We start from the raw sequence: 1,116 nt of genomic DNA on the forward strand, positions 1-1,116 counted from the left end.
ACCGTCGACCTGCACTACCAGTTCGCCCTCCACCAGGACCTCATCGAGCGCCTCGTCATCGAGCCCTGAGCCCTCTCGCCCCACTGCAGTTCCCACGCAGAGCCGCTCCGTAGGTTGGGTGGTGGTTCAGGAGAGTGGGAACCCGACGCGCCTTGCTGTCCAGTGCGTCTCGCAGGACCATGCGCTTACGCGGCCCTCACCGGCTGTAGCCGAGAGATCTCCACGGGAGGGCGGTCGAGAGATGGCAGCGCTATTACCCGGGCGAAAGTACTGTCCGAAGTGTGACGGCAGGCAAGTTGGCGGCAAAGTCATTTGCCCCGATTGCCGCGGGAGCCTGACCGTGCAAGTGCCGCATCTCGATGATCCAGTGCGCTGTGGCCGTTGCGACGGGAAAGGGACCGTCCTCTTCCCGTGCTCGCAGTGTGGTGGGACAGGCCAGGTGCCGGCGAACGGCGGAGACTCCGAGGGGCGCGGCTAGTCGTCTGCCGGATGCAGGAGCGAACGGCAGCACCGTCACCATCGCAGGGATTGTTCGCCGCGCCGATAGCGGTCTTCGGCGGGGTGTTCCTGCCGAGTTGCCCCAGGGCACCTCAGGAGCTGACGCCGCGAGCCGCCCGATGTGGTCCCAACTCCTGTAGTACGTCGCCGAGTTGGTCGGCGGTCAGCGGCGAGGAAGGGAGTGGCGGCGCGGACGGGGAGGCGTGCAGGCCGTCCAGGAGCAGGGACAGGGGGCGGTGCCAGGCGTCGGGGGTGGTTGCCGTGGTCAGGGCCGGGATGGCGCGGCCCAGGGCGGCCAGGGCGAACAGGACGTCTTCCGTGGTGGCGTCGGCGCGGACCGTTCCCTGGTCGCGGCCTCGGCTCAGCAGAATGTCCATCGTCTCGCGGTTGTGGGCGTGGACTGCCTGCAGCGCGTCGATGCCCTGCAGGTGGGTCGTCATGAGGTCGTTCGTGCCGCGGTCGGCGGCCAGGGTGATGAAGACGGCCTGCAGGTAGTCGTTCAGCGCCGCCCACGCGTCCGGGGCCGTCCTGGCCTGCTCGCCCGCGGCCATCGTGCCCGTCAGCAGGTCGTGGAAGACGGCGTCGATGAGGGCGGCGCGGGTGGGGAAGTTCCGGTAG

Annotated in this window: 1 protein-coding gene; it reads right to left on the reverse strand. The window is 68.9% G+C overall.

Annotation, left to right across the window (positions count from 1 at the left end; genetic code table 11):
- Positions 1 to 590 precede the first annotated feature (590 nt).
- Positions 591 to 1,116 (reverse strand): TetR/AcrR family transcriptional regulator (locus ACZ5CR_RS46735; protein ID WP_468870141.1); only part of this gene is annotated, 526 nt, incomplete at its 5' end.

It is taken from the genome of Streptomyces sp. NPDC031274 (assembly GCF_055570235.1).